Annotated in this window: 7 protein-coding genes; 5 read left to right on the top strand and 2 right to left on the bottom strand. The window is 75.4% G+C overall.

The window, feature by feature from the left end; translation table 11 throughout:
• A partial coding sequence (locus tag ACFC1F_RS42290) for an ROK family protein (protein ID WP_376167027.1) occupies positions 1 to 711 on the bottom strand: 711 nt, incomplete at its 3' end.
• 88 nt (positions 712 to 799) lie between these two features.
• On the opposite strand from ACFC1F_RS42290, the gene ACFC1F_RS42285 reads away from it, so the two are divergent.
• From ACFC1F_RS42285 to ACFC1F_RS42265, 5 genes are all read left to right on the top strand, one after another.
• Entirely contained in the window at positions 800 to 1,156 is a 357-nt protein-coding gene (locus ACFC1F_RS42285; RefSeq protein WP_376167025.1) for a hypothetical protein, read from the top strand.
• Between the two features lie 88 nt (positions 1,157 to 1,244).
• Positions 1,245 to 1,919, top strand: coding sequence for an SGNH/GDSL hydrolase family protein (locus ACFC1F_RS42280; protein ID WP_376167023.1), 675 nt, complete (start codon positions 1,245 to 1,247; stop codon positions 1,917 to 1,919).
• Between the two features lie 26 nt (positions 1,920 to 1,945).
• The gene (locus ACFC1F_RS42275; RefSeq protein ID WP_376167021.1) at positions 1,946 to 2,944 is read left to right on the top strand and encodes a LacI family DNA-binding transcriptional regulator; all 999 of its coding nucleotides are present in this window, start codon (positions 1,946 to 1,948) and stop codon (positions 2,942 to 2,944) included.
• 583 nt (positions 2,945 to 3,527) lie between these two features.
• Positions 3,528 to 4,259 carry a ribonuclease BN gene (locus ACFC1F_RS42270; RefSeq protein ID WP_376167019.1) on the top strand — a complete coding sequence of 244 codons (732 nt, stop codon included), beginning with the start codon at positions 3,528 to 3,530 and terminating at the stop codon, positions 4,257 to 4,259.
• Positions 4,256 to 4,855, top strand: coding sequence for a potassium channel family protein (locus tag ACFC1F_RS42265; protein ID WP_376167017.1), 600 nt, complete (start codon positions 4,256 to 4,258; stop codon positions 4,853 to 4,855). Before ACFC1F_RS42270 ends, ACFC1F_RS42265 begins: the two co-directional genes overlap by 4 nt.
• 369 nt (positions 4,856 to 5,224) lie before the next feature.
• Here ACFC1F_RS42265 and ACFC1F_RS42260 read toward each other — a convergent pair whose 3' ends face one another.
• The gene (locus tag ACFC1F_RS42260) at positions 5,225 to 6,487 is read right to left on the bottom strand and encodes a hypothetical protein (RefSeq protein ID WP_376167015.1); all 1,263 of its coding nucleotides are present in this window, start codon (positions 6,485 to 6,487) and stop codon (positions 5,225 to 5,227) included.
• Positions 6,488 to 6,712 lie beyond the last annotated feature (225 nt).

Genomic DNA, 6,712 nt, shown 5'->3' with positions numbered 1-6,712 from the left:
GGCCCGGGGGGGGGCGGCGAGGCGGGCGGGGGCCGCGTCGGCGTCGGGCCCGGCCGGACGCCAACCGGACTCGCGTGCGGTGCGGGCGATGGCGGTGCCACTGGCGAGGCCTTCGACGCACCCGCGGGAGCCGCAGGGGCAGGGCCGGCCGTCGAGGTCGACGGTGATGTGGCCGAGGTGGCCGGCGTTGCCGGTGGGGCCGGGCCGGACCGCGCCGTCCAGGACGAGGCCGGCGCCGACGCCGGTCGAGACGACGACGCACAGGGCGTTGCGGTAGCCGCGGGCGGCTCCGCACCAGTGCTCGGCGGCGGCCATCGCGACCGCGTCGCCGCCCAGGGTGACGGGGAGGCCGGCGACCGCGGGGTGGGCGGCGACCCGGTCGCGCAGCGGGAAGTCGCGCCAGCCGGGGATGTTGACCGGGCTGACCGTGCCCCGGGCGATGTCGACCGGACCGGCGCTGCCGATGCCCAGGGCCCGGGCCTGCGGCCAGAGCGGGTGCCGGGCGAGCCGGTCGAGGACGCCGTGCACGGCGGCGAGGACGGCTCCGGCGCCGTCCCGGGCCGGGGTGGGCAGCTGGACCTGGTGGAGGAGCGCACCGTCCGGGCCCACCAGGCCGCCGGCGATCTTCGTCCCGCCGATGTCGAGCGCCGCGAGGAGGCTGCGCGGGGCGAGGCTCTGGTCGTGGGCGACAGCAGCCCGGTCATGACTCATTGTGACGATCTCCGGCGTTGGGGTGCGGACGGCCGTTCCGCCTCCATGGCGTGGGCGCGGGCGGTCGTTGGGGTGATTCTCGTGGCCGATGACAACGTTGTCCAGGAGCCGCCCACGGCCTTCGGGCAGTCGGCTTCCAGATCGACCCGGCGAAGGAATCGCGGGCAACGCGGCCCGCGACCGCGCCTACACCGCCTGGACCGCCTGGACCACCCGGACCTACACCACCCGGACCTACACCACCCGGACCGACGCCGTCCTGGCCGACCACGGCGCCGGCGACCGGTTCTGGCTGCCCACCTCCCGGGCCGCTGACGGCTCCTTCCACCCCGACTACGATGTGCACCGCGTCATGTGGAACAACGACCTCGCCAATCCGGGCCGCACCACCGCGAAGCTGTTCGCCGCTCACGCCAAGGCCATGACCGGAGCCTCCGCCGGCTGAGCCGCGCCGCCCGTCGGCCCGGCCGTGCAGCGCCCGGGCCGACGGGGACGGCAGGACCGGTGCCGGAACCACCAAGGAATCGCCCCTCATGCCCTTCGACCGACCGCCCGGCCCGACCGTCCTCTTCCAGGGCGACAGCATCACCGACGCCGGCCGCCGCCGGGACGCCCCCGCCGACCTCGGACGGGGCTACGTGGCCCTGGCCGCCGGACAGCTGGCCGCCGGACAGTTGGCCGCCGCCCGCCCCGGCCTCACCGTGCTCAACCGGGGCGTCGCCGGGGACCGCGTCCGGGACCTGCGGGCCCGCTGGGAACGCGACACCCTGGTCCACCGGCCGGACGTGCTCTCCCTCCTGGTCGGGGTGAACGACACCTGGCGCCGCTACGACGCCGGCCAGGTCACGCCCGTCGCCGAGTGGGAGGCCGACTACCGCCACCTGCTCACCGAGGCCCGGGACCGCACCGGCGCCGACCTGATCCTGGTGGAGCCGTTCCTGGTGCCCGTCACCGCCGAGCAGTGGTCCTGGCGGCAGGACCTCGACCCGCGGATCCACGCCGTCCGGCGGCTGGCCGCCGAGTTCGGCGCCGGGCTGCTCGCCGCCGACGGCCTGCTCAACCAGGCCGCCCGCACCGCCGGGGGCCCGGGCCTCGTCGCCGCAGACGGCGTCCACCCGACCCCGCTCGGCCACCGGCTGCTCGCCGAGGCCTGGACGGCGCTCGTCCTCGCCCGCCGCATCCCGGCACTGCGGGAGGCACGGGCGTGAGCGGCCGGCACGGTGGCCGCCCCACCATGAACGACGTCGCCGCCGCGGCCGGCGTCGGGCTCAAGACCGTCTCCCGCGTCGTCAACGGGGAGCGCGGCGTCACCCCCGACACCGCCGAGCGCGTCCGCGCGGCCATCGCCGAACTCGGCTTCCGCCGCAACGACAGCGCCCGGCTGCTGCGGACCGGCCGCACCGCCAGCATCGCCCTGTTGCTGGAGGACATCGGCGACCCGTTCTCCTCCGCGCTCTCGCGCGCGGTCGAGGACGTCGCCGCCGGACAGGGCTGTCTGCTGTTCACCGGCTCCAGCGGCGAGAACCCGGACCGCGAACGCGAACTCGCCCTGGCGTTCTGCGCCCGTCGGGTGGACGGCCTGCTGCTCGTCCCGGCCGGCGACGACCACGGCTACCTCCTGCCCGAGACCGCCTCCGGCACTCCGGTGGTCTTCCTCGACCGCCCGGCCGCGGGCCTGGACGCCGACGCGGTGCTCAGCGACAACGCCGGCGGCGCCCGTGAGGGCGTGCGGCACCTGATCCGGCACGGGCACCGCCGGATCGGCTTCGTCGGCGACCTCCCGCACATCCACACCAGCGCGGAACGACTGCGCGGCTACCGCGCCGCGATGGCGGAGGCCGGTCTGCCCGTCGACGAGCGCTGGATCGCCACCGGGCCGACCGACCGGGCCACGGTGGCACGGGCGGTGGCCACGCTCACCACCGGACCGGAACCGGTGACCGCCCTGTTCTCCGGGAACAACCGGATCACCGCCGCGGCCCTGCACCACCTGCCCGCCGGCGCCGGACGGCCCGCCCTGGTGGGCTTCGACGACCTCGAACTGGCCGAGCTGCTCGCCCCCGCGCTCACCGTCGTCGCCCAGGACCCGGCCGCGCTCGGCACCACCGCCGCCAGGATGCTCTTCGAACGGATGGGCCGCGACCTCGGCCCGGGCCGGCGGGTGGAGATCCCGACCCGGCTGATCGTCCGCGGATCGGGCGAGCTCCCGCCCCCCGGGGACCGTCCCGCCTGAGGTCCGCCTCCCGGGCCGACCAACCGCGGGTGTCACGGGCGCGTGCACGACGGTCGCAGGCATCAAGGAGCACCGGGCCGCCGTGGGCCTCCCCCGCGGTTCACCGGACTCCGGCGGGCGCAGCCGCGGAACAGGAACGATTCGCCGCGGCCCTCAGGCCACCGGAGGAGGCGAACCGCCGGCCGGCCCGTACGGTCAGCCCGTCCCTGCCCTGACAGGGCGCGGGCGGACGTGCGACGGTGGATACAGAACCGCGACCCCGAACACGCGTGTGCGTCACCGCCGCGCGGGGGTCCCAGCTGATCGCCGGTGCACGTGATCGCCGGGAGGATGCACCATGCGGACGAGGGACGGAGCACCGGACAGGCCGGGAGACGAACGCCCTGCACAGGCACGAACGGGAGACGAGAGCCCCGCACAGCCACGGGCGGGATCCGAAGGACCGGGCACGGGGCCCGCGGACCGTGCGGGCACGGGGCCCGCGGACCGTGCGGGCACCGGACGGGCCCGGCGGGCGACCGACTGGGGCAGGGCGAAGTACTCCGATTCCTGGGCCCAGGACCTGTGGCGCCGGCTGACCGCGGTGGAGTTCATCGGCCAGGCCATCCAGCTCGCCGCCACGCTGCTGCTGTGCGCCCTTCCGTTCATGATCATCACCTCCGCCCTGGCCGGGCGGCCGGCGGTGTCGGCACTGATGCTGCGGTTGGGCCTGAGCCAGCAGGCCGCGACCGATGTCAACCACCTGTTCAACTCCTCCGCGGCCACCTCCTCGGCCATCACCGGCCTGTCGTGGGTCTTCTTCATCCTGGGCGGCCTCGCCTCCGCCGGCTCGATCCAGCGGCTGTACCAGCGCTTGTTCCAGCTGCGTGGGCAGCCCCGGGACCCCCTGCGCGCGCTGGTGTGGCTGGTCCTGCTCGTGGGCTGGGCCGCTCTGGGCACCTCGGCGGGACCCGGGATCCACGCCCGCGCTCCGGTCCTGTGGTGGATCATCAACGTCCCCGCGTTCATGGCCTTCTGGTGGTTCACGATGTGGTTCCTGCTGGGCGGGCGCGTCCCGGGGCGCAGGCTGGTGCCGTGCGCGGTCGCCACCAGCGCGTTCTGGATCGGCATGCTCGTCGTCTTCCACTTCATCTTCTCCGACATGATCATCAGCTATGACCAGAAGTACGGGCCGATCGGCGTGGTACTCGCCCTCATGTCGTTCTTCATCGCGATCGGCGTGGTGATCACCCTGGGCGCGGTCACCGGCATGATGTGGCGCGACCGCGGCATGTCCCTCCGCGCAGCGGCCACGAGAGTGCGGCGGTCGTCGTGACGCCCGGCGCCCGGGTGCCGCCCCCGGACCGGGACAAGGCCCGGCCCTCCGCCGGCAGGATCGCCTGGACCGCGCTGAGGGTGGTCTGCTCCGTGGCCGCACTGACCGCCCTCTACTTCGTGCTGCCACTGGACCACTCGTCCACCGCGGCCACCGTCGCCATGCTCCTCACCGGGCTGGCGGGCTTCGCCGCCCTGGTCGCCGTCCAGGTCCGCTCGATCCTCCGCTCCCCGCGCCCGGCCATACGGGCGGCGGAAGCGCTGTCCACCAGCGTCCCGTTCTTCCTGCTGCTCTTCGCCGCCACCTACGTCGCGCTGGCCTCGCTGGAGCCCGACAGCTTCGGCACCCCGCTGTCCCACACCGACGGCCTCTACTTCACCGTCACCGTGTTCTCCACCGTCGGGTTCGGCGACATCACCGCCAAGACCGAGACCGCGCGGCTCGTGGTCACCGTCCAGATGCTCGCCGACCTGATCGTCCTCGGCCTGGCCGTCAAGATCATCGTGGGCGCGGTCCACCGCCGTCAGCAGCGCAGGGAAGGCCCGGGTGATCCCCGACCCCGGGCCGAGGAGCAAGAGGACGACGAGGACCGATAGACCCCGTCCGACGCCTCGAAGGGCCCACGGCGCGCCCGTCGCTCAACCCGCCCCACCGGCGGCACGGGTTCCGGCCCGACGGACGCCGCCGAGCGCTTCGCGCACCGACCGCGGCGTCGAGCGGCACTTCGTGCTCCCCGGGGACTGGCCGTGATCCGGGTCGACGGCTGCGGGCCGGTGGACGCCGCAGCCGCCCGCGCCGCGCTGTTCTGCGTCGAACCCGCCTGAGCGGCTCGTCCGCGGCCCCGCCCCGCGACGCCGCCCGCCCCCGAGCCCGTGCCCACCGACTCGGCCCGGGCGGCGGGGGCGGGGCGGGCCTGCCGGGGCGGGGCGGGGCCGCGGACGAGCCCGTGAGCCGGCCCCTGCCGGTCAGTCCCTGCCGGTCAGGAGCAGCGGCTGGTACTGCGGCGCCTTCGCGGTGCTCCCCGCGCCGATGACGGTCAACCGGCCGCCGGGGTCGGAGACCACGGCCTGGTAGGACGAGGTCGGGTAGCCCGGCACGGACAGGTCGAGGGTCTGCCAGCGGCCACGGGTGTACCGCAGGCCCAGCGGGCGGTCCTGCTCTCCGCTCGCGTCCCAGCCGACGGCGGCCATGCCGCCGGGAACGGCGGTGACCGACCAGAGCTTGCCCGCGACGCCCTCCGGCGCCGGGACGGTCGTCCAGGTGCGGCCGTCGTAGTGCGCGACCAGCGGGTGGCCGCGGTCCTTGTCGGCGAGGACCGCGCGGCCCACCACCCAGACGTCGCCCGGGGTTCCGGCGACGCTCTGGTACTCGCCGTACAGCCCGGGAAACGCGGGGGCGTCGACCCTGGACCAGCCGCGACCGTCATAGTGCAGCAGCACCGGACGGTCGTCGGGGTACGAGGTGTTGCCGACCGCCCAGACGTCGTCGGGCGCGATCTCGGTCACGGAGTTGAGCCACCAGTCGCCGTCGATCGCGGGTGCTTCGAGGCGGTGCCAGGCCGCGCCGTCCCAGTGCTCGATCAGCCCGGTCGTGCGGGTCACGACCTCGGTGGAGCCGCCGGGGGCCGGGCTCGGCCTCCGGTCCGTGACCACGCTCGCGCCACCGACCGCCCAGGCGCTCCCCCGCCGCGGCGCGGAGGCGCCGAGGAGGTAGCCGGTGGTCAGCTCTCCGGGCGGCCGTTCGATCTCCGTGGCGGTCCACGCGGTGCCGTTCCAGTGGCGGGCGAGGAACCGGCCGCTGCGCGGGTCGAGGTCACCGAGCAGCCAGGCGTCGCGCGGTGAGCTGCCGGCGAGCGCCGTCGCCCGCCCGTCGAAGTCCGGTGCGGGCGAAGGGAGTTCCTTCCACTGCCCGCCCGGGCTGTCACGCGCGACGACCACCGGGGCGAAGCCCGTGTGCTGCCCGTCGTCCGCGATCCGGAAGCCGGCCGCCCAGGTGGTGTGCGCGTCGAGCCGGACCCCGGTGCTCAGCACCGCGTCCTGGAGCGGCAGTTTGGCGGGGACGAACCCGCCGGCCGGACTCCCCGCCTCGGCCGCACCCGCCGACGGCTCCCCCGCGGCGGCCCGGACGGTGACGGCGCCCGCCGCCCCGGCCCCGGCCGCGACGGCCGTCACCGCCGTCGTCACGGAGACCACCAGGGCGGCAGCGGCCCACCGTCGTCCTCGTTGCATCAGTACCTCTCCCCGTTCCCGTCGTTCTCGTCGGTCTGGTCCCGCGGGCGCCGAACGAGACGATCACGCCCGCCAAAGGAGGAGAGGTCCGAGACCCGACGATCTGTTACACCCGCCACCGCGACCGCACCTTGCCACCGGAACGACACCGGGCACTCGTTACCGCACCGGGCCGCCGGAACCGCACCGGGCACTCGTTGCTGCGCCGGGCCGCCGGAACGACAC

The sequence above is a fragment of the Kitasatospora sp. NPDC056181 genome (assembly GCF_042266225.1).
In the GTDB taxonomy this organism is placed as follows: Bacteria; Actinomycetota; Actinomycetes; order Streptomycetales; family Streptomycetaceae; genus Kitasatospora.
This window is presented reverse-complemented; position numbering and strand designations above follow the sequence as displayed.